A 21,156-nucleotide genomic window follows, 5' to 3' on the forward strand; every position below is an offset into this window, starting at 1 on the left:
GCGGTTAGCCCCAGACGTTGACGTAGGGGTCCTGCCCGATCCACGGCTCCCACTGGGCCATCCAGCCAGCCTCCTTGTCTGTCAGCACGTGCGTGCGCGTGGTGGATTCGCGGTGGATGAGCGAGACCGCGTTGTCCTGGAGGTTGGTCAGGCCGCAGGCGTGGAGCTTGAGGCAGAAGTCGACGTCGTTGTAGTTGAGCGGCAGCTCCTCGGTAAGCCCTCCCACGGCGTGAAAATTCTCCCGCGAGACGAGCAGGCAGGCGCCCGTGACGGCGAGGAAGTGGGCGAGGCCGCTGGCCACGGGGTCGGCGATGTCTTCCGGGCGCAGGCCCATATAGAGGTGGTTGGGCTCGAGGTTGCGCGGGCTGACCACGATCCCGGCGTGCTGGATTGTACCGCCCGGGAACATGAGGCGGGCGCCCACGGCCCCCACATCGCCAAGGGTGGCCAGGCCGAGCAGGGAGTCGAGCCAGCCGGGGGAGGTCGCCTCCACGTCGTCGTTGAGGAGCAGGAGGTGGGTGCCGCTCGCAGCGGCGGCGCCGGCGTTGATGGAAGCGGAGAAGTTGAACTGGCCCGCCACGCGTACCACCTGCACACCGAAGTCGGCGGCCTGATCGAGCACCGTCTCGGGCATGCGCGGGCCGGCCACCACGATGATCTCTTTGACCTCAGTTGTCTCGCTTAGCGAACGCAGGCAGCGCAGGAGCGCGGGCTCGATTCCCTCGGGCGTGGTGATCGGGGTGCCGATCGAGGGGATGATGACCGAGACGGAAGCCTGGTCGGTGGGCCCACCCAGGGCGAGGCGGGCGCCGGCGGGGGTGGCACGCTCGGAGGCGCGCACGTAGGCCAGGGCCTCGAGCACGGCGGCGCGGGCGGCCCAGCTGAAAGGCGCGGGCCCCACGCCGGGAGCAAAGACGGCGTCGGTGGCGCTGGTGGCGGGGGCGTCCCAGGAGTCGAGGAAGACGGGGATGTGCTCCAGACCGTCGTCGATGGCGGCGAGTCGCAGCTGGTACCACCACTCGGCGGGATCCACCAGGGCGGCGAGCGTGGCGCGAAGGAGGCCGGCGCGGACCACGATCGAGTCGCCAGCGGAGGCCGCCGCCCACAGCGCGTACCTCTCGGCGCGCGGGCGGGTGAGCGGGTGACCGGCGGCTAGAGTGTCGCCGTAGAACGCGCTCGCCGGGCGCCCGGGCGAGCGAGCCAGCCACACGCTGAGCGCCTCGATGGCGCCCGTTGCGGGGGAGACGCCGGCGGGCAGGAGCCAGACCAGCTCATCCTCGGGGAAGGTCACGTCCTTGGGGCGCGGGGCGCCGTGCTCGCCCGCCTCCGCGCGCACCAGCTCCCACCCGGCCGGCAGCGAGGCAGCCCAGGCGGGGATATCGGTGCTGGCTGGCCCGGCGTGGAGCGCGAGCACCTTCATCGGCGCGCCAGCTTCTTCAGGCCGTGGTAGGCGGCGTAGGGTACTTTCGCCATCGGCTCGGGTAGCTTATCCACGATCGGCTTGACCACCTCGACCGCGGACTTCGGGATGTGCAGCTTCTTCATCTCCAGCTCGGCCACGCGCTGCGTGAGGGCCGCGATCGTGGCGTCGCGCTCGCGGATGTCGGCGTAGGCGCGGGCGAGCTTGGCCTCAAGCTCGGCGTCGATGAGCGCGGAGCTGGCCGCGCGCACCTCGTCTGCCTCCTCGGCCAGGGCCTGGCGCAGCAGGGAATCGTTGTCATCACTCATGGGCACCATCCTACGGTCCGCGCGGGCTGTTAGCATCGGAGCATGAAGATCCTACAGGTCACCGCCCACTACCCGCCCGACTTCGTCTCGGGCGGCGCTCTTGTCCCGCATCGCTTCGCCACTGAGCTGACGAGGCGCGGGCATGAGCTGAGCGTCTTCGCTGGGCGCCTGGGAGCCGAGCCAGGCGAGGTGATCGACGAACGGCAGGGCGAGGTGGCCGTGCGGTGGGTGGGTAACTCCAACGCGCTGGCCTGGTTCGACGCGAAGAACGTGGACAACCGGGCGATGTACGCTCCCTTCGAGGAGTTCCTCGAGCGCCAGCGCCCGGACGTGGTCCACTTCCACTCGATCCAAACGATCGGTGCGGGCGCGCTGAAGATCGCCCACGATCACGGGTGCGCCGTGGTGGTGACCATGCACGATTTTTGGTGGACGTGCGCGCGGCAGTTCCTCGTGGACCGTTCGGGGGAGCCGTGTATCCCGGTGGTGTCGGCGGGGGATTGCCAGTGCGCGGCTGGCCGCACGCACCTAGAGGAGCGTAACGCCTGGCTCGCCCAGCAGCTACGCTTCGCCGACCTCGTCCTCTTCCCCTCGCGCTCGGCGCGCGACCTCATGATAGCCAACGGAGTGCCGATCGAACGTACGGGCGTCAACGAGAACGGGGTGGAAGCCGTCGCGGGAGAGGCCCGGGAGCCGTTCGCGCGGCCCGTGCGGTTCATGTACACCGGCGGGGACGCCGCCATGAAGGGGTACGAGGTGTTGAGGGAGGCCTGCGCGGGGGCCCGCGTGCCGGAGGGCACCGTGCTCGACCTCTACAACACGCCCGCCGACGGCTTCCCTGAGTGGGCGACCAGCCGGCCCGCCTACGGGCGCGAGGACCTGCCGCGTGTCTTCGCCGAACACGACGTGCTCATCCTGCCCTCGGTCATGCGCGAGTCGCACTCGATCGTCACGCGCGAGGCGCTGAAGGCCGGCATGGCCGTGATCGCCACCGACTCCTTCGGCCCCGAGGAGGCGATCGCGGACGAGGAGAACGGCCGCCTGGTCGCCTCCGGATCGGCTGCCGACCTGCGCGCCGCGCTCGAGGAGCTGGCCGACCCGGCTGTGGCCAGCGCGCTCGCGGGCCGCGGTTCGGCATCCCCGATCCGCACGGTTGACGAGCAGATCGACGAGGTGGAGGGCTACTACGCCCGCCTCCTCGCCCGCCCCACGCCCGATCTCCTGGCCGAGCCGGACGATGCCATCCTGCGCGCCGGCGTGGCGGCCGCAATCCGTGACGTGGTATTCGTGATCGGTATCCAGGGCGCGATGGCCCGCTACCGGGCCCACCTACCCGCCGAGGCCCTCGCCCTACGTGGCATCCGCGCCCGGGTGATGCACTACCGCGACCCGGCGCTCGAAGCGGGCGCGCTTGCCGCCGACGCGGTGGTCCTCTACCGGGTGCCCGCCACCTCGCAGATCCTCGAGCTGATCGAGCACATTCGAGCCGCAGAGCGGCCGATCCCCATCCTGGGAGATGTGGACGACCTCATCTTCGATCCCGGCATCGTGGCCGGCCTCGACAACCTTGCCAGCCTGGATGACGCGGAGCGCGAACTGTGGATCCGCGGCATCCACCGTTACCGCACCACGCTCGACCACTGCGACTACTTCGTCGGCTCCACCCACACCGTCTCGGCCGAGGGGGAGCGCCTGCTCAGCGTGCCCGCCCATCGATTCTCCAACGGCATCGGCCACCTGCTCGGCGTCGTCTCGGAAGAAGCATGCCGTCGCGAGCGCACCCCCGGCCGCCTGCGCATCGGCTTCTTCTCCGGCACGAAGACTCACGACGCCGACTGGGCCTCCGTCGAGGGGGCCGTGGCGCGCGTGCTGGGCGCGCATGATGTGGAGCTGTGGCTCGGCGGGCTGGTCGAGCCAAGCGCGGCGCTCGAGCCGTACGCGGACCGGATCGTGCGTCTGCCGTTCGTTCCCTGGTACGAGCTGCCGGGCTACCTGCGCGACGTCGACATCAACCTCGCCCCGCTCACCGCCGGCTCGATCTTCAACGAGGCCAAGTCCGCCATCAAGTGGCTGGAGGCCGCGCTCGTAGAGACCCCTACGGTCGCCTCGCCCTCCCAGCCCTTCCGGGAGGCGATCGACGACGGCGCCACCGGGCTCCTCGCGTCTGGCGAGGACGAGTGGGTTGCCGCGATCGAGGCCCTACTGGACGAGACCGCGCGGCGGCGGATGGGTCGCAAGGCCAAGCGGGCGGCGTTGCTCAGCCTCTCGCCGGACCTGCAGGGCCGAGCCTACGAGGCGATCCTCGTTGACGCCTGGCGCCACGTGGTCCGCCGCGGCCACAAGGCCGCCTTCCTCTTCCCGCCCGTCTACGACGACGAGCCGCCCGCGGCCGCCGCGGCCGTACTCGAGCGCTACGAGCTTCCAAAAGTCCGTCACCAGCTCATCGACACCGTGCGGATGACCGGGCTCAAGACCGTCCACTCCCTGCGGGTGAACGGGGTGGTCGGCACGGCGGCGAAGGCTGCGAACGTGATGCGGGGGCGACGATGATTGACCACCTGATGGGAGCGGGAATCTTCGCCCTCTTCGTCTTTCTCTTTTATGGCTTCGGCTCTGCCTTGCGTAAGGACGCCTCGACCTTCGCCGAAAACCTTGTGGTCGGATACATCGCGCACAGCTTCCTCATCGCGTTCGCGGTGATCCCCATCCAGATCCTCGAGCTGTCCTTCACCCCGGCGCTCGTGGCGGTGTCGGCGGTAGGTGTGGCGACGGCGTCGTACACGGCGGTGGCGTGGGTGCGCCACGGGCTGGTGGCCACGGCGCTGCCGCTAAGGCGGTGGCTGGCCGAGAACTACTTCCTGTTCGTGCTGGCGGCGGCGCTGTTCGCGATCTACCTGCTGCAGACCGACCTCATCCTCAATAACAACAACACCGACGACGGTTACTACCTGCTTAAAGTTGCGGGGATCGCGCAGGCCGAGGACCCGTTCAACATGATCTACGGGACGGGCTTCGTCAACCTCGCCCCGGGATTCAACCCCTACCACCTGTCCTCGGTGCAGACCGAGATGGGCGTGTACGCCTACCTCACCGGCATCGACCCGGTGGTTTTCATGCGCGCCACGCTCAATACGTTCCACTACCTGTTGGCCGCGGCCTCGATCGCGTGGTTCGCCCGTGAGCTCGGCCGCTCGCTCGGAAAGCCGCCGCGCGAGGGCCTCTACCAGTACGCCGCCTCGATCCTTCTCCTCTTTGCCTTTGAATACCGCACGATCGAGGACTGGCACATCCTCGCCGCTCAGGACCTGTGGCAGTTCAACTCGGCCATGTGGTTCGGCGGGTCGATCGTGCGGGTGATGGGCATCCTGTGGATCATCACGCCGTTCCTATCCGCGCGCCGGATCGGCTGGAGGCAGATCGCACAGGTGGCGGTCATTTGCGTGGCGCTCGTCAGTAAGGCGGCCGCTGCACTGCCCGTCATCCTCGTGGCGGGCGTGGGATACCTCGTGGCATACGCCTTCACTAGCACCCGCCGTGCGGCCTTCGGCGGGGTGGTGCTCATCGGCTTTTTCGCGGGCGCGGGCGTGACCCTGGCCGGGGCGCCTGCGACCAACGGCTACGTCAGTGAGGTTTTCATCGCGAACCTCACGAATCCGCTCGTGTGGCTGGCCGCGGCGGCGGTGATCGCCGGCGTAGTGCTTTTCCGTACCCGGGAGTGGTTGCGCGTCGGGATCGTTCTGGTCGTCGTGTTCGTGATGATGGCGGTGCCCGAGGTCAACGACGTGTTCGAGGTCGTGGCGATGAGCGACTTCGTGGCGCTGCGCGCCCAGACCACGGCCTACTACACGCTCCTTATCGCCGGCTTTGTGGCTCTCGTTTTGGCGCTCGCGCGCGTGCGTCGGCAGGCCGTCCTTCAACTGGGGGTCGCAGCGGTGCTCGGGCTTGGTGCCGTGGCCTCCACTGTTCCCGTGTATGGCAATCCGATCGGGACCTACCGCTTTATGGCCGCCAACCCGCACCTCATCCCCAAAGAGACGGCCCAGCTTTCCGAGCGCCTAGAGGACATGGCGGCCGGTGAGCCGCTCGACGTCCTTGCGCCCGAATGGGTGGAGCTCAAGCATCGGCGCCACTATGTGGCCTCGATCCTTCGCGTCTACGCCCCGCATGTCCACTCGCTCTCGGTACTCACCCGCTTCGGTACCACGTGGCACTCGGACTACTACCACTGGGACCTTGTTGATCAAAGCGCCTATGACTACTTCATCAGCTCTCCGGGCGACGAGGCCTACGCCAACCTCCAAGCCGTGCTCGACACCTACCCGGTGCAGGTGATCGTCATCCCGGGCGACTCGTTCGAACCCTATGCCGAAAACGCCGGCTTCGAGCTTGTGGACCAGGTGGGGGAGTACCTCATCTACCGACGCTAGCGGGGATTACTCTCGTAGCCGTAGGTGTAGAGCAACCCACCCTTCGTGATCGCGTAGAAGCGGTGCAGGTTGCCTTCGGAGTAGCCGAGCTCGAGCTGGGCCATCGCGTTCCACCGGCTACCTATGCGGGCGCGCTTGCCGTAGCCGCCCTCGGTGATGTCAGCGTAGTAGTAGAGGTTGTTGTCCGCGCCGATGGCGATCGCGTCCGAGTAGCCCGAGCCGCTCCAGTCGCCCACGAACGTGGCGCCCTTGAGGTGAGCGTAGTTGCCCGCCGGGTGGGAGGTCTTGGTGAACGAGCCCGCGCCGTTTGTGGCGTAAATGTAAAGGTCGCCACCCACCTTAAGCCCCACCAGCGCCGGCTTGCCACCCGGGCCCTGCGCGACCCCGAACACGTGGGTGAAGGCCCAGCCGTGGCCGATCTGGCGGCCGGGGTTGACGCCGCCCGTGCCGTTGCCGGGGTAGAAGTACAGCCTCTTGTCGGCGTGGATGCCGAGGATGTCGTTGATCCCATCCCCGTCGAAGTCGATGCCGGTCACCAGGCTCGCCATGTTCTGCCAGCCGTGCCCAATCTGGTGGCCGGGCATGAACTGGTCCTCGCCGCGCCCGGCGTAGAAAAGGAGCCGACCGTCGGCCGTGCGCAAGAGGAGATCGGCCAGAGCGTCGTCGTTGGCGTCTCCCAGCCCCCACACGTCAGTGGCGGGCCAGCCGTGCCCAGACTGGGCAGAGTAGCTGTATGCCGCCGTCGCCGGCACGTCCACGTAGCTCGGAGTATTCGGAGTGCCTGGGGCGGCCTGCTTGTCGGAGATGAGCTTGGCAACCGCGGCGCGGATCTGGCCGAGCTTGGGATAAATGCGGGCTGGGCAGGCGGTGGCAGCGACATCAAGGTGACCGCTGATCGCGTTGATGGAGCGCTTGACGCCCGAGTGGTCGGTGTAGATGAAGGTGCCGAACGGGTCTAAACCGGCGCGGCCGAACTGCCAGGCGAGCACGGTGGCCACCGAATCGAGGGAGACCTGCGTGGGGTCAATCGAGGTGTAGTTGCCCATGACCGAGATGCCCACCGAGCCTGTGTTGGCGGGCGCGGCATGGGCGCCGATCACCATCTGGCCCGCGGCCGAGGCGAGCGAGCCCGTGCGGCCCTCGTAAATGTTGCCGTACTTGTCAATGAGGAAGTTGTAGCCGATGTCGCCCCACTCGCGGCCGAATGCGTGGTAGTTCCAAATCGCCTTGACGATCGCGGGCCCCTGGGCCTCGGTGTACACGTTATTTCCGGCCGTGTGGTGGATGATCGCGCCGCTCAGCTTAACCGTCTCCGGCGGCCACGACGTCTTCTTCGCACCCCACTCCTCACGCGATATCACCTTCGGCGCGGCGATGTCCACCTTCTGCGGCGCCCGCGCCGGGTTGCCGAACGCGGTGGCGGCGGCATTGGTGAACGTGGAGTCCGTGCGCAGGAGCGCCGGCATGAACGCGGCCCCGGTATGGGAGTCGACGTTCGTGGCCGGCTCGAGGTCCGTCTCGGGCTCGGGGGTGACCTCCGGCTCGCTGACGTCGGCCGGCTCCTCCGTGCCGCCCGTGCCCTCGCCGGTATTGAGCGAAAGGCTGAGCGACGTGGTCCGGTTCGCCCCCGCCACACGCACCTGGATACCGCTCGAGCCGGCCGCCATGTAAGGTTCGGTGCTCGGCGTTCCCTCGCCCTCATCCTCGATGTCGAGCGCGTACCACTCGCCCCACTCGCCGTTGGTCAGGGTCCGGATCTCCACCGCCTCGGGTGACGCGCCCTCCCACGTCACACCGGCCACGAGGAAGTCGTTCGTCTCCATCGGCTCCGTCACCAGGTCAAATTCGAGCTCGCCGGGGGCCAGGGCAGCTGGCGCCGCCGTCGCGTCGTCCTGCTCGGGCGCGTCGAGCTCGGGTGCGTCCGTCTTCGGGGCCTCGGCCGGCTTCCCGACGGCGTCCTCGCCCGCCCCGTCATCAGGCGCGGCCTCCTCGCTGGTCGCGGGAGCCGTGGTCTCATCCGTAAGGTCCGGGGCCGAGTCCGGCTCCGGCGTCGTGGGCTCCTCGAGCGCCGGGGCGGCAAGGAGGTCGACGACGTAGGCGGACGGCTCCCCATCCGCGGGGGCCGCGGGAAGCGTGGCCGCGAGAGGGGCAACGAGGAGAGCGCTGAGGGCGAGCGAGAGCGTGGTTTTCATGAGAATCCTTCTGTGCTTGAAAGTCACACGAGTCACAATCTAAACAATATTCACACCCGTCGCAAGGATAAGACGCCCGCGTCACAGGCCGCGATAGACTGGGTGAAAAACCAAGGAGAACTATGCACTGGACAGTCATTGGCGCCGCCGGCATGCTCGGCACCGACCTCACCGAAATCCTCCGCGATCGCGGCTACGAGGTCACAGCCCTCGACCAGCCACAGATCGACATCACCGACCCGGCCTCGGTGGCCGAACTCGGCGCCACCGACGTGATCGTCAACTGCGCCGCCTTCACCGCCGTGGACCCGGCCGAAGAGCACGAGGCCCAGGCCTTCGCCGTCAACGCGGTCGGCCCCCAGCTGCTCGCCCGGCGCGCTCGTGAACTCGGCGCCCGCATCATCCAGATCTCCACCGACTACGTCTTTGCCGGCGACGCCGAGGCCCCCTACGGCGAGTACGCCCCGATCGCACCCAAGTCCGCCTACGGGCGCACCAAGGCCGCCGGCGAATGGGCCGTCCGCGCCGAAACCGGCGACTACCTCCTCGTCCGCACCGCCTGGCTCTACGGTGCCCACGGCGCCTGCTTCCCCAAGACCATGGCGCGCCTGTCCGACACCCACCCGCAGCTGTCCGTGGTCACCGATGAGATCGGCCAACCCACCTGGACCCGCGATCTCGCCGACCTCCTCGTCCGCCTCGTCCAAGCCGGCGCGCCCTCCGGCATCTACCACGGCACCTCCTCTGGCCAGACCAACTGGCACGGCTTCACCAAGGAAATCGTGGCCGCCTACGGCAAGGACCCGGCGATCGTGGGGGAAACCACCGCCGCGGCCTTCAACCGGCCCGCGCCTCGGCCGTCGTATTCCGTACTCGCCCACGACTCACTCGGCGCCATCGGCGTGGCCCCCATCGGGGATTGGAAGGAGCGCTGGGCGCTCGCGGCGCCGGCCGTGCTCGCCGACATCGACTAAGCCCGACGCCGCCCGGCCCCTCCCGGTGCTCCTCGGGGTCCTGGCCCAGTACGTCATCATGCCGCTCATCGCGCTCGCGCTCGTCAAGATCCTCAACCTGCCCGAGGCGGTGGCCGTGGGCATCATCCTCGTGGGCTCGGCGCCGGGTGGCACGTCGTCGAACGTCATCTCCTACCTGGCCAAGGCCGACGTCGCCCTGTCCGTCACCATGACGGCCGTCTCCACGCTACTGGCCCCCATCATGACCCCGTTGCTCGTGCAGTGGATGGCAGGCACGATCATGGACATCGACGGCGGGGCGATGGCGATCTCCATCGTCAAGACCGTGGTGGTTCCCGTGCTCGGCGGCCTGCTCCTGCGCCTCATCCTCCCGCGCGTGATCGACAAGATCCTGCCCGTGCTGCCCTGGGTCTCCACCTTCGGCATCTGCGCCGTGGTGATCGGCGTGGTGCCCGGCTCGTCGCAGGCCTTCGCCACGGCAGGAGCGGTCATCTTCGCCGCCGTCATCTTCTCGGTGTGGCACAACCTCTCCGGCGCGTTCCTGTCCATGTTCTACCGCCGCACGGCAGAGCACACGGCTACCGAACCGGCGGGCGAGCCTGCAGGTGCCTAGCCCGCCCACAGTGGCTTAGCCCGCCCCCCAAATGCTGCACTACTTCGCAAGATGCGGCACAAAATAACGGTAATTTAGTGCCGCATCTTGCCGGTTAGTGTCGCGTTTGCCAGGCGCGACCTCACGAGGCTCCTAGCGCTGCTCGATGAGGTCCAGCAGGTATTGCCCGTAGCCCGACTTCACGAGGGGCTCGGCGCGGCGGCGCAGACCGTCGTCGTCGATGAAACCCATCCGCCAGGCGACCTCCTCCGGTGAACCCACCTTGAGCCCCTGGCGGGCCTCGACGGTGCGGACGTAGGCGGTGGCGTCGGCGAGCGAGTCGAACGTGCCGGTGTCCAGCCAGGCCGTGCCGCGCGGCAACACCTCCACCGAGAGCTTGCCTGCCTCGAGGTAGACCTTGTTGATGTCCGTGATCTCGTACTCCCCGCGTGCTGAGGGCTGCAGGTTTTTGGCGATCTCCACCACGTCATTGTCGTAGAAGTACAGGCCCGGCACGGCGTAGTTTGACTTCGGCTTGGCCGGCTTCTCCTCAATCGACAGGGCTCGGAAGTCCTCATCGAACTCGACCACGCCGTAGCGCTCCGGATCCGTCACGTGATAGGCGAACACGGCCCCGCCGTCGGGATCCACATTGCGGCGCAGGCGCGTGCCCATGCCCGGGCCGTAGAAAATGTTGTCGCCGAGGATGAGGCTGGCCGCCTCGTTCCCGATGAAGTCCGCGCCCAGCACGAACGCCTGGGCCAGCCCGTTGGGCACCTCCTGCACGGTGAAGGACAGGTTGACGCCGAACTGCGATCCGTCCCCGAGCAGGCGATGGAATTGGGAGGCGTCCTCGGGGGTGGTGATGATGAGGATGTCCGAAATGCCGGCCAACATGAGGGTGCTCATGGGATAGTAGATCATCGGCTTGTCGTACACGGGCACGAGCTGCTTGGACGTGCCCAGGGTGATCGGATGAAGACGAGTGCCGGATCCGCCGGCCAAGATGATTCCACGCATGGGTCTATTGTGGCCTACATTGGATGTCTAATGGGTGATAATTGCCGGTAAATGGAAAGAGAACACATGTCGAAGCGCTCTGAGGATCGTTCCGCACTCATCGCGGTCAGCGTTTTCCCGGCCATCATCGTGGCGGGGGCAGTGTGGGCCTACCTTTTCCCGGCCACCGCCTCCCACCTCACGCCCTACATCTCGCCCGGTCTGGGCTTCATCATGTTCACCATGGGCCTCACCCTCACGCTCGCCGACTTCAAGCGCGTGGCCGAGCGCCCCCTTGCCGTGCTCATCGGGGTGGCGGCCCAGTACGTCATCATGCCGCTCGTGGCGATCGCGTTGGTGAAAATCCTCGGCCTGCCGCAGGGCCTGGCGATCGGTTTCATCCTGCTCGGATGTGCGCCGGGCGGCACGGCGTCGAACGTGGTGGCCTACCTGGCCAAGGCCGATGTGGCGCTGTCGGTCACGCTCACCACCGTCTCCACGCTGCTCGCCCCAATCTTTACCCCGCTGCTCGTGCAGTGGCTGGCGGGCACGTTCACTGACATCGACGGCGGTGCCATGGCGCTCTCCATCCTCAAGACCGTGGTGATCCCGGTGGTGGGCGGCGTGGTACTACGCCTGCTTATCCCGAAGGCCGTGGACCGCGTGCTGCCCGTGCTGCCGTGGATCTCCACGCTCGGCATCTCGGCCGTGGTCGCCGCTCTCATCCCCGGCTCTGCCGACGCCATCGCGAGCGCCGCGGGCGTGGTGCTCGTGGCCGTCATCTTGCACAACCTGGCCGGCCTGCTCATAGGCTACTGGGCCGCTCGCGCCACCGGGTGCAGCCCTCGCGTGGCACGCACGGTCTGCATCGAGGTGGGGATGCAAAACTCCGGCCTCGCCGCCACCCTGGGTAAGACCCATTTCGCCGCCACCCCCGAATCCGCCCTGCCCGGCGTCATCTTCTCCGTGTGGCACAACGTTTCTGGTTCGCTGCTCTCGCTCTATTTCCGCCGCCGCGCCCAGTCCGGGGCCGTAGCTAAGTAACGGGTTAGGGAAGGATCTGCGCGCGCTCTGCCGCCACGATCCTTGCGGGGTCGCCTTCGCCAACGACGACGATCGCCGCACCTCCCGCACTCGCCGCCAGGAGCGCCCGGGTCGCCTCGGCGACGGTGGGCTTCACGAGCACGCTGGCGCGCTCGATCACCTTGCCCCCGCGCGCCCGCTCGGCGTTGTCGGTTTCTTCGGCGAGCACGAGGGCATCGGGTTGGCCCATGACGTCGGCCAAACCGTCCGCCACACCGGCGGGCAGATCGCCATTCCAGGCGAAGGCGAAGGAGTCGAGGTTGAGGGCCACCACTTCGGCGGCGCTCTCTGCCCAGCGCTCGGGGTGGTTCGTTACCACCAGGTCGCTGGCCAGGTCGCTAGCCGGACCTGCCGGGCCGGCCTCTCCAGCCGCGCCGGCATGATTGCCAGTCGCGCCTGCGGCCGGAACCTGCGCCACGGCGTCGTGAACCTCCAACCCGGCCACGAGCGCGCCGAGTGCCCAGGCGAGGGTCTTCCAGTGCAGGGGCAGGTCAAGGGCTACGTGCTCGCCGGGTTCGAGGCCGAACTCGTCGCGCAGGTAGTTGGCGATTTTGGCCACGTGGTTGGCGAGCACCTTGCCGGAGAGTTCGAGGCGGCCGTCGGAGTCGTACCAGGTCAGCGCGGGGGAGGTGCCGCGGGTGGCGAGGGAGGCGTACAGGCTCACGCGTCACCTCCGAAGTAGTGGGTTTGCAGGTCTTGGGGCGCCACGCAGCCGATGGCGTCGAGGCAGAGCTGGAGGGAGTCAGGGTGGCCGGCCGCGGCGTAGGTGGGGCTGTCGTAGACGGAGGTGTTCGTGGAGCGGTCGTCACGCACGCCGAGGATCTGCCCGCCGGCGGCCTTGACCAGGGCGATGCCCGCGCCGATGTCCCACGGCTGGGTGCCCATTCCCAGACACGCCCCGAGCGTGCCCTCGGCTACGCCGGCCAGGTGCAGGGCGGTCGAACCCAGGCGCCGCATCGACTTCGACCCCTCGAGCAGGAGCCGGTAGCCACGCGCCGCGCTGTCCTGATCCTCGATGCGCTCGGAGGGGAAATCCGCGGCGAACAGGCTGCGGTGCGGGGGCTGGTCGCTCACGCGCATCGGCTCGCCGTTGCGGTAGGCGCCCGTGTCGTCGGCCAGGTAGAGCACGTCGAGGCTGGGCTGGTAGATGACGCCCGCCACCACCTCCCCGCCCACCACGGCCGCGATCGAGACGCACCAAAACAGCAGGCCAGAGGTGAAGTTCGACGTGCCGTCGATGGGGTCGACCAGCCACACGACGTCGTTCGGCCCAGGAACCGTGCGCGAGCCGGAGGAGTCGATGACGTGGCCCTCCTCCTCGCCAAGCAGCAGCGAGGACGGCAGGGCCTCGAAGAGGATCGCGCGGATGGCGGCCTCGGCACGGCGGTCGTGAACCGTGACGGGGTCGTGGAAATTGCGCTTGTACTCGACTGGGCCGGGGTTCTTGAAGGCCTCGAGGAGGTCCGGTGCCACGGCGCGTGCGGAGCGTTCGGCAAGCAGGGCAAGCTCAGAAGGGCGAGGTGTCATGCCACCATCGTCGCACGAAAGTGGGGGCGCGTGCTCGCCCGCTCGCACAGGAAAACCGCAATATCTCACACTAAGGGGCCCAAAACGCGGACAACACGCCGATGGGCGTCTCGAAGTGTGTAAAGCGTCTTGACTTTAGGTGGTTACACCGATGTAATTTAACCACAGAGATTTTGAACGGAGGACCACATGAGGCAGTCGAAAGCGACGCCGCTCCACACCGCCCATGTCGCGGAGGATCCTCAACTGGCTCAACGGCTGATGCAGGGAATTTTTGACCTCGGCTACGGCTTTGCCCAGGACGCGGACCTGTCATGGATGGAAGAGGCGCTGTGTGCGCAGACCGATCCTGACATTTTTTACCCCGAAAAGGGCGGATCTACCGCGCCGGCCACGTCCATTTGCAAGAACTGCTCCGTGCGGGCCGAGTGCCTCGAATACGCCGTGACGAACGACATCCGCCACGGCATCTGGGGCGGCACTTCGGACAATGACCGCAAGCGTATGGCTCGCGAGCGTAAGGCAGCGCGCGGAGCTCGCTAGTGGAGAGCGTTACTCGTGAGAAAGTCACGGCGATCGTGGTGTGCCACCGCCGTGACCTTTCTTTTTTGGCCGACACGCTGGCAGGGCTGAGGGAGCAGATCCACGGCCCTGACCACATCGTGGTGGCCGTGCCCAGCCTCGATTCCCCGTTCGTCCAGCCGGTTCACGCCCAGCTCGATCCCGACGGCGAGCACATCCAGCTCGTCCACGGCGCCGGCAAGAACCTCGGCCAGGTGATCGCGGGCCTCGAGCTTCCCGAGTCGGACTGGCTGTGGATCCTACACGCCGACTCCCGCCCCGAACCAGCGGCCCTCGACACCCTGTTGCGTACCGGCGAGGGATCGAACCGCATCGGTGTGGTCGGCCCCAAGCAGATCGCGTGGGAGGATGCGGACTCACCGGTGCTGCTGGAGGTGGGCATCCGCGCCACCCGCAGCGCGCGGCGCGTGCCCGAGGTAGAGGCGGGGGAGCGCGACCAGGGTCAGTACGATTCGCGCATCGATGTGCTCGCGGTGGGGACGGCCGGGGCTTTAGTGCGTCGCTCCATGTGGGACGAGCTCGGCGGGCTTGACCCGTTCCTTGGGCCCTTTGGCGAGGGGCTCGAATTCTCCCGCCGCGCCCGCCGTGCCGGCTACCGCGTGGTGGTCGACCCGGCCGCCGTGGTCCGCCACGCCCGCGCCGGCCTGGGCGAGAACCCCGACCGTAGCTACGCCCAGCGCCGCTCGGCCCAGATCTACAACTCGTTACTCGCCGCGCCCGGCGCCCTCGTGCCGCTCTACGTGCTCGGCTATCTGCTGCTCGCACTGCCGCGATCCCTGGCCCGGCTCGTCACGAAGGACACGGCCCTTGCCTGGGCCGAGCTGGGAGCCGGGGCGCGCGTGCTGACCATGCTCGACGACGTCGTGCGCGGGCGCCGCCGGATCGCAAAGGTCGCGTCCGTGGGGGCCGACGCCCTGACCGCGCTCGAGGCCCGGCCGGCCGACATCCGATCGGCGCGCCGCGAATCGAAGAGGTCGGCCAAGGAGGCCAAGATCCTGGCCGAGCAGCCCGACCCGCTCACCATCAAGGCCCGCGCAGACCTCGCCCGCCACTCCCGCAGGGGTGGGCTCGTGTCGGTGGCGATCGCCGCGCTGGTCGCGGTCGTGTTCTTCCTGCCCGTGTTCTCCGCGGGCGTGCTTTCGGGCGGCGGGCTCGCGGCCGACACCACGGGCGCGCCGGACCTGGCCCGCCTCATTTGGTCAGGTTGGCTCGACTCGGGATCCGGCCACGCCTATGCGGTGGATCCCCTGTGGGTGGCGATGTTGCCCTTCCTTGTCCTTGGTCACCCGTTCGGGCTGACACTCGGCGCGCTCGCCACCGGCATGCTGTACCTGGCGATCCCGGCCGCCGCGTTCTTCGCTTACCTTGCTGCCGGGCGGATGTCCGCCTCCTGGGTGGTGCGGACCGTCGCAGCGCTTGCCTGGGTGGTGGCGCCCCCGTTCATGGCGGCGCTGGCCGATGGGCAGATCGGGGCCGTCGTCGTGCACGTGACCCTGCCCGTGGCACTGTTCGCGATCGCCGGGGCCTGGCGTGGCTCGGCGCGTAGCCTGGGGTTACTTGCGCTGGCGTTCGGCGTGCTGGCGGCGGCCACGCCCCTGTTTGCTGCCGTAGCGATCGTGGTCGCTGTGATCGGCGTGGCGGGCAGGCCCGGGCAGCGCAAGCGCTGGCTGTGGGTGCCCGTGCCGGCCCTGCTCCTGCTTGCGCCCTCGCTCGGCGCGTTTTCCCCCGGCTTGCTGTTTGCCCAGCCGGGCGTACCGACGGGCGCCACCCCGGCCCTCGTCATGGTGGACCAGGTGCGCACCGACCCCGTCCTCCTCGTGGCGGTCGCGTCCGTGTTCGGCGCCGCCGCGCTCGCGTTGTTGCGCCTGCACCGGCGTTGGTGGATCCGCCTCGGCTGGCTGATTCTCGCCGCCGGCCTCGGTGTCGCCGCGCTCGCCCCCACGTTCACGGTGGGATACCGGCTGGTGACCGGCGGGTATGAGTCCGTGGAGGGCTCGCCGATAGTGGGCTATTCGTTGGCGTGGTTGGGCGCGTGGATCGCGATCATCTGTGGTTCGCACGGGCTTCGCACCGCCATGCGCCGCCGCAGTTTTGGGGCCACCCAGATCGTGGGCGGGCTCGTCATGCTCGCCCTGCCGCTCGCCGTTGTGGCCGCGGGTGGGCGCGGCCTGCAGACCGTGTGGGAAGAGGAGCCCGTGCTCGGCGCGAACGCTCCTGCCCTCCCCGCGCTCGGCGTGGAGGCCGAGGCCCGCCACGAGCGCGTCCTCGCCCTTACCCCCACCTCCGAGGGCGTCAGCGCCGAACTCTGGCGCGGCCAGGGCATCGAGCTCCACGAATACACCATGGCGCGCGGGCAGGCGATGGATCCCGACTCCGCCGACTCCGCCCTCGCCGACGCCGTGGCCGGGCTCACCCGCGGCTCCGGGGACGGCGCCGAGCTGGCCGACCACGCCATCGCGATCGTGCTCGTCCCACCGGCGGGGGAGGGCGAATCGCCGGAGTTCCGCAGCCAGCTAGTCGGCCGCCTCCACACCATCCCCGGCCTCCAGTACGTCACCACGGGCGAGGCCGGGACCTTCTGGCGCGTCACCGAGCCGGCAGACCGCGCGCGGGCGGACGCTGGCCTCGCCTCGGGCGTCGTGAACGCGGAAGGGGAAGTAACGGGACCCGGCACGCTCTCGCTTGCCGAGCGGGCCGACGCGCGGTGGGTGGCCACGCTCGACGGCCAGAGGCTCGAGACGATCGAGGACAGCTGGGCGCAGGCCTGGCAGCTGCCGGACGCCGGGGACGTGCATATCGACTACGTAGACCGGGTGCACCGTGTCACAGTTGTGGCGCAGTTCGTGGCGCTCCTGGCCAGCCTGGTCACCGCGCTGCCGCTGCGCCGGCGGGTGGGAGGCATCGAATGAAGAAAGAACTTGCGGCGCTCGTGAGCGGGGTGGGCGTGTTGGCGCTCGCCGCCGGCGCGGGCCTGGCCACCGCGATGCCGGCCGCGCAGCCCGCCGCGCCCACCACCGTGGCCGCGCCGCAGGGCCAGGCCGGACCAAGCCAGGCCAGCCTCGTATGCTACGCCCACGCCCAAGACGCCAACACCGGCGGCATCAACGTGTCCGAAGTCGTCGAGGGCAAGAGCTCTTGGGCCGGCGTCTTCTCCGACGGGGCCGCCACCTTCGACAGCACGCCCTTCACCGGCGTTCTCACACAGATCGCGGGCGGGCAGGCCGTGGGGGTGGTACGCGGCAAGGGCGTGATGGCCGGCGCCTCCATCCAGACCGCCCAAGCCGGCGACTCACGCGGTCTCATCGCCGCCCCGTGCGAGTGGCCGGCGAACACCGTGTGGCTGGTCGGCGGGTCGAGCGAGGTGGGCACGTGGTTGTCGCTCATGGTCCGCAACGCCTCGGCCACCGCCACCACGATCGACATCGCGGTCTACTCCTCGGCCGGCCAGCTCGACATCCAGGGCCTGTCCACCCTGTCGCTCGAGGCCGGCGGCGAAGCCACGCGCGACCTCACCGGCCTCATCCCGCCCGACTCCCGCATCGCCATCCGGCTCTCCTCCGACACGGGCGCCTTCGTGGCCGCCATGCAGGTCCTCCAGCTCGACGGCGTCACCCCCGCCGGCATCGACATGCTCACCGATTCCGCCGCGGGCACGGACGTGGTCATCCCGGGCGTCGTCGTCGACGCCGACACCACCGCCGCCCTGCGCATCGTCAACCCCCACGACGAGCCGACCACCGTCAACGTTGCCACGCTCGGGGAGGAGGAGCGCCCGCTCGACGGCGCGCAGGGCGTGGAGGTGGCGCCCCAGTCCGTGCTCGACCTCTCCCTCGCCGGCCTCGCACCCGGCTCCTACGGTGTGCGGGTCAGCGCCAGGACCGACGTCGCGGTGGGGGTTTCGCTTACTCGTTCCGGCGACGACGGCGTGGACGTCGCCTGGCTCGCCGGCCGCGAACCCGTGACAGCCGGGGGCATCGCCGCCGGCCCCCACGCGGGCACGCTAGTGCTGAACGGCAGCGGGCAGGCACGCTGGACGAGTTATGACGTCGACGGCGCGCAACTCGATAGCCAAGTGCTGAACGTTGACGAGATCGCGAGCGTGGAGATTCCGGCCGAGGCCCACTACGTCACGCTCGAGGCCGACCAGCCAATGTACGGCGCCGCGCTCCTACACACGGACACGGGGATCGCCTGGCTGGCACTCACCCAGGACTCCACCACCAGCCAGGCCGTGCGGCTCACCATCGCCAACTAGGCGCGGCCGGCGCTAGCGGGCGTCGTCGCTGGGGCGGTCGGCGTCGGTGGCGCGGTCGTCGTTATCCCCGCCGTCGATCAGCGTGAGGCGCGGGCGCGGGTGGGGCCGAGTGGAGACGTCGGCGGCGGGCCGGCGGATCTCACGCTGGGCCGGCTTGGGCGGCGGCACGTCGCGGCGAGAGGCCTCGCGGATGGCGTCAGCGAGGGCGAGCAGGTCGTCAGTGGAGGGCGGCGCCTCCTCAAACTCCGTCTGGAGGCGAACCATCTGCCAGCCCACTGGCGCGGTCACGTGATTGGCATGATCCTTGCACAGGTCAAAAGCGCCCTGCAACGGCACCGGCGACAGCGGGCCGATCACGGCCGTGGCCTCGCGATAGCCGTACGTCATGGTGGCAACTGCCGGCTGCTGGCAACCAACGCGGGAACACTTTCGAAGACTCACGGCTCCTACCTTAGTCGCATCCCCGTGCCCCGCGGCAGAGGCGTTAGGGTAGGTTCATGGTCTTCCCCGCATCCGCCCGACGCCGCGACCGCCACGGCCGCGGCCCCCGCTGCCCCATCCTTCCCGCCTCCATCCCCGCCTGGCGTACCCGCGCCGACGAATTCGACGATCTCCTCGCCTGGGAACTCGGCTCCTACCGCCGCACACTCGGGGCTAAAATGGACCGCTTCGACTTCGCGGTCATGGACGTGCCCGGCCAGGACCCGGCTCCCTGGGAAGACGGCGTGCCGCTCGCACGCTTCCTGCCCTTCGAGCGGCCCGCGAAGATCCACGGGCGCCTCATCTTCTATCGGATGCCGATCCTCGAGCAAATGCGCCGCGAGCCCGATCCGCGGCTCTTCATCCACGACGTTGTCACCAGCCAGCTCGCCAGCGCCCTCGACTGCTACCCGGAGGACATCGACTACTACTACGGCTAGGCTGATTCGCCCAGGCCGTAAGGGATTTCCGCCACGCGGGTGCCCAACCGTTGGCGGCGCTCGGTGACCTCGGTGTAGCGGCGGCGTTCAACGTCATAACGGATGACAGTGACGGCCTCAATGAAGGCCTCGGCCGGCGTGCCCCACGGGGGCGGGGGAGAGACGTACTTCTCGCACGCGGCCGCCAGCGCACGCGCCTGGGCTTGGCGGGCCTGCGGGGTGAGGCGCTCGCGGCCCTTGAGGAAATCGGCGATATTGAGGGACAGGCCCGTGGGCAGCGCGCGCGTTTGGGCGACCCCGGCCCAGGCGGCCAGGCCCTGCGGCATGGAGACCTTCGGCTCCCAGTCGCTGCGCGACGGCCAGCGCACCACGTACGTGCCTGCCAGCATGTCGCCCAGCCGTTGGCTGTTCTTCGTGATAAAACTGGTGATCGTGGCGATCGCGCCGAACGCGACGAACACTTCGAGGATCCCGGCCGTGGCCCGAATGAAGGCCTGGTTGGCGGTGATCGTGCCACCGTCGAGCCGTACCACGCGCGTGCGGGTGACGAGCTTGCCGAGCGAGCGCCCGTTGGAGGTAGTCGTGACAAGCGCGGGCAGAAGCCAGAACAAGACGGCGGTCACGGACACCACGATCGTGGCCACCTGCGCCCCGTTGAAAGTGGGGAATGTGTTGGCCAGGCTGAAGATGAGGACGACGTAGGCGATGACAATGAGGCCGTAGTCGATGAGCCCGCTGACGATGCGCGAAAGCACGGTCGCGGCGGGGAGCTCGAGCTCGACTCCCTCGCCCGTGATGATGCTGTGTTCTGCCACGCCTCCAAGCCTACCTGCAACCCGCGCCCCATTTGTGGCACCCTTGGAGTGTGGAGAGTCTAGCTTTTGCCAAAGCGCACCAGGCCCAGTGGGAGCGCCTCGACGAACTGACGGCCCGGCCGCGTCTGACCGGCCCGGAAGCCGACGAGTTCGTGCGCCTCTACCAGGCCTCCGCCGCCCACCTGGCCACCATCCGCACGCAGGCCCCCGACGCCGACCTCATTCTCACGCTCTCTGCCACCGTTGGCGCCGCCCGGGCCCGCCTGACCGAGATCCGGGGCGCAAACCTGCGCTCGCTCGGTCACGCCCTGACCTCCACCCTCCCGCACGCCTTCTACCGGATCCGCTGGTGGGCACACGCCGTGACGATCGCGGCAGTGGCGATCGCCGCGATCGTCATCGTCTATTTCCGTATGTACCCCAACGAGATCTTCCAGCTCGGACCCTACGAGCTGTTGCGCTCGTACGCTGACGAGTCCTTCGCCGCCTACTACCGCGAGTATTCCGGCACTCAGTTCGGGGCGATGGTGTGGACTAACAATGCGTGGATTGCGCTGCAGGCCGTGGGCGGGGGCATCACGGGCGTTTTCCCTGTTTACGTGCTCGCCACCAACGCCGTGTCAGTGGGGCAGGCGGGCGCGATCCTCGACTACTTCGGGCTCCTGCCGATCTTCTTCCAGCTCATCTTGCCCCACGGTCTGCTCGAGCTGACTGCGATCTTCGTGGCCGGTGGCGCCGGGCTCAAGCTCTTCTGGACGATGCTGGTGCCAGGCGGCCGGCCCCGCTTGCAGGCGCTTGCCGTCGAGGGTAAACAGGCCATGTTCGTCGGCTTCGGGCTGGTGGGCGTGCTCTTCATCTCGGCCCTGCTAGAAGGCTTCGTGACCCCGTCCTACCTGCATTGGGGTGTGAAGGTCGCGATCGGCGCGGGCGTGCTCGCGGCCTTCTGGATCTGGGTCTACGTCTTCGGTCGCGGCGAACCTAAGGAGAAGGACCTGGTCCGCTACGCTGCCTAGCCGAGGGTGGCCTGAGGCCCGGCCGGTGGTGAGAAGAAGTTGTCGACTG

General features: G+C 68.7%; 18 protein-coding genes. 10 read left to right on the top strand and 8 right to left on the bottom strand.

All coding sequences use genetic code 11. The features are described from left to right. Nucleotides 1-4 precede the first annotated feature (4 nt). Nucleotides 5-1,420: a glycosyltransferase family 2 protein gene (locus QPC17_RS01670; protein WP_068538814.1), complete on the bottom strand. Its 1,416-nt coding sequence runs from the start codon at nt 1,418-1,420 to the stop codon at nt 5-7. Further along, complete coding sequence (locus QPC17_RS01675) at nt 1,417-1,728, bottom strand: hypothetical protein (protein WP_062613630.1); 312 nt, start codon at nt 1,726-1,728, stop codon at nt 1,417-1,419. Before QPC17_RS01675 ends, QPC17_RS01670 begins: the two co-directional genes overlap by 4 nt. A 42-nt stretch (nt 1,729-1,770) precedes the next feature. Here QPC17_RS01675 and QPC17_RS01680 point away from each other — a divergent pair, with 42 nt between their 5' ends. Both QPC17_RS01680 and QPC17_RS01685 read left to right on the top strand, forming a co-directional pair. Beyond that, nucleotides 1,771-4,278 carry a glycosyltransferase gene (locus QPC17_RS01680; protein ID WP_276787152.1) on the top strand — a complete coding sequence of 836 codons (2,508 nt, stop codon included), beginning with the start codon at nt 1,771-1,773 and terminating at the stop codon, nt 4,276-4,278. Continuing rightward, nucleotides 4,275-6,155 (top strand): hypothetical protein, encoded by a 1,881-nt coding sequence (locus QPC17_RS01685; RefSeq protein ID WP_070446335.1) that lies wholly within the window; start codon nt 4,275-4,277, stop codon nt 6,153-6,155. Before QPC17_RS01680 ends, QPC17_RS01685 begins: the two co-directional genes overlap by 4 nt. On the opposite strand, the gene QPC17_RS01690 is transcribed toward QPC17_RS01685, so the two are convergent. Further along, the gene (locus QPC17_RS01690) at nt 6,152-8,347 is read right to left on the bottom strand and encodes an N-acetylmuramoyl-L-alanine amidase (RefSeq protein ID WP_070448075.1); all 2,196 of its coding nucleotides are present in this window, start codon (nt 8,345-8,347) and stop codon (nt 6,152-6,154) included. The two genes, QPC17_RS01685 and QPC17_RS01690, sit on opposite strands and share 4 nt — an antisense overlap. A gap of 122 nt (nt 8,348-8,469) precedes the next feature. On the opposite strand from QPC17_RS01690, the gene rfbD reads away from it, so the two are divergent. Continuing rightward, nucleotides 8,470-9,321 (top strand): dTDP-4-dehydrorhamnose reductase, encoded by an 852-nt coding sequence (rfbD, locus tag QPC17_RS01695; RefSeq protein ID WP_062613626.1) that lies wholly within the window; start codon nt 8,470-8,472, stop codon nt 9,319-9,321. A 25-nt stretch (nt 9,322-9,346) separates the two neighbouring features. Further along, nucleotides 9,347-9,934: a bile acid:sodium symporter family protein gene (locus QPC17_RS01700; protein WP_062613625.1), complete on the top strand. Its 588-nt coding sequence runs from the start codon at nt 9,347-9,349 to the stop codon at nt 9,932-9,934. Nucleotides 9,935-10,066: 132 nt separating this feature from the next. On the opposite strand, the gene rfbA is transcribed toward QPC17_RS01700, so the two are convergent. Then, a complete protein-coding gene (gene rfbA / locus QPC17_RS01705) occupies nt 10,067-10,933 on the bottom strand; it encodes a glucose-1-phosphate thymidylyltransferase RfbA (RefSeq protein WP_285347403.1) in 867 nt (288 codons plus the stop codon). Between the two features lie 66 nt (nt 10,934-10,999). On the opposite strand from rfbA, the gene QPC17_RS01710 reads away from it, so the two are divergent. Continuing rightward, a complete protein-coding gene (locus QPC17_RS01710; protein WP_285347404.1) occupies nt 11,000-11,956 on the top strand; it encodes a bile acid:sodium symporter family protein in 957 nt (318 codons plus the stop codon). Between the two features lie 4 nt (nt 11,957-11,960). On the opposite strand, the gene QPC17_RS01715 is transcribed toward QPC17_RS01710, so the two are convergent. Beyond that, entirely contained in the window at nt 11,961-12,659 is a 699-nt protein-coding gene (locus tag QPC17_RS01715; RefSeq protein WP_062613622.1) for a TIGR03089 family protein, read from the bottom strand. Continuing rightward, nucleotides 12,656-13,522, bottom strand: a complete 867-nt coding sequence (locus QPC17_RS01720) for an inositol monophosphatase family protein (protein WP_062613621.1) — start codon at nt 13,520-13,522, stop codon at nt 12,656-12,658. Before QPC17_RS01720 ends, QPC17_RS01715 begins: the two co-directional genes overlap by 4 nt. 261 nt (nt 13,523-13,783) lie before the next feature. On the opposite strand from QPC17_RS01720, the gene QPC17_RS01725 reads away from it, so the two are divergent. From QPC17_RS01725 to QPC17_RS01735, 3 genes are read left to right on the top strand one after another with little or no spacing between them, the layout of a single operon-like run. Beyond that, nucleotides 13,784-14,065, top strand: a complete 282-nt coding sequence (locus QPC17_RS01725; RefSeq protein ID WP_062613620.1) for a WhiB family transcriptional regulator — start codon at nt 13,784-13,786, stop codon at nt 14,063-14,065. After that, a complete protein-coding gene (locus QPC17_RS01730; RefSeq protein WP_062613619.1) occupies nt 14,065-17,013 on the top strand; it encodes a glycosyltransferase family 2 protein in 2,949 nt (982 codons plus the stop codon). Before QPC17_RS01725 ends, QPC17_RS01730 begins: the two co-directional genes overlap by 1 nt. Then, nucleotides 17,010-18,359, top strand: coding sequence for a DUF5719 family protein (locus QPC17_RS01735; protein WP_276787173.1), 1,350 nt, complete (start codon nt 17,010-17,012; stop codon nt 18,357-18,359). The genes QPC17_RS01730 and QPC17_RS01735 overlap by 4 nt, the downstream gene beginning before the upstream one ends. Nucleotides 18,360-18,371: 12 nt before the next feature. On the opposite strand, the gene QPC17_RS01740 is transcribed toward QPC17_RS01735, so the two are convergent. Continuing rightward, entirely contained in the window at nt 18,372-18,800 is a 429-nt protein-coding gene (locus QPC17_RS01740; RefSeq protein WP_236698673.1) for a DUF3499 domain-containing protein, read from the bottom strand. A gap of 56 nt (nt 18,801-18,856) precedes the next feature. On the opposite strand from QPC17_RS01740, the gene QPC17_RS01745 reads away from it, so the two are divergent. Further along, nucleotides 18,857-19,279, top strand: a complete 423-nt coding sequence (locus QPC17_RS01745; RefSeq protein ID WP_062613616.1) for a metallopeptidase family protein — start codon at nt 18,857-18,859, stop codon at nt 19,277-19,279. On the opposite strand, the gene QPC17_RS01750 is transcribed toward QPC17_RS01745, so the two are convergent. Beyond that, nucleotides 19,276-20,094, bottom strand: coding sequence for an RDD family protein (locus QPC17_RS01750; protein WP_062613615.1), 819 nt, complete (start codon nt 20,092-20,094; stop codon nt 19,276-19,278). The genes QPC17_RS01745 and QPC17_RS01750 overlap by 4 nt on opposite strands. A 50-nt stretch (nt 20,095-20,144) precedes the next feature. Between QPC17_RS01750 and QPC17_RS01755 the strand changes: the two genes are divergently transcribed. Continuing rightward, nucleotides 20,145-21,107: a stage II sporulation protein M gene (locus tag QPC17_RS01755; protein WP_068538821.1), complete on the top strand. Its 963-nt coding sequence runs from the start codon at nt 20,145-20,147 to the stop codon at nt 21,105-21,107. Nucleotides 21,108-21,156: the final 49 nt, after the last annotated feature.

Origin of the sequence: Trueperella bernardiae (assembly GCF_030246965.1) — a bacterium.
Lineage (GTDB): Bacteria > Actinomycetota > Actinomycetes > Actinomycetales > Actinomycetaceae > Trueperella > Trueperella bernardiae.